Source organism: Salinimicrobium oceani (genome assembly GCF_012037645.1).
In genome coordinates this window covers 1-283 of the sequence record NZ_JAAVJR010001659.1, presented here as the reverse complement: position 1 = coordinate 283, position 283 = coordinate 1, and the positions used below count along the sequence as shown (strand labels likewise).

The following is a 283-nucleotide window of genomic DNA, read 5'->3' as shown; positions in this document are numbered from 1 at the left end:
AGGGTTACAGGTTCTTCCAGGCTTCCTTTGATCCCGATGAAAAAGGAACCGTTCTTTCTGTAAATCATGATTACTGGGGTACCTGGATCACCTATATTGGTTATACATTACTCTATATTGGTTTGATGTGGATCCTGTTTGCAAAAGGTTCCCGTTTTGGAGAACTCAAAGTCATGCTTGAGAAAGTGAAGAAAAAGAAGGCGAAGATCACGACTTTACTGCTGGTACTATTCACTTCGGTTTCCGGCTTTGCACAGGAGCAGGAGCATGAGCATGAGAATCC

Annotated in this window: 1 protein-coding gene; it reads left to right on the top strand. The window is 43.1% G+C overall.

Annotated elements, in window-relative coordinates; translation table 11 throughout:
• A partial coding sequence (locus HC175_RS23505; RefSeq protein ID WP_168140137.1) for a hypothetical protein occupies positions 1 to 283 on the top strand: 283 nt, incomplete at both ends.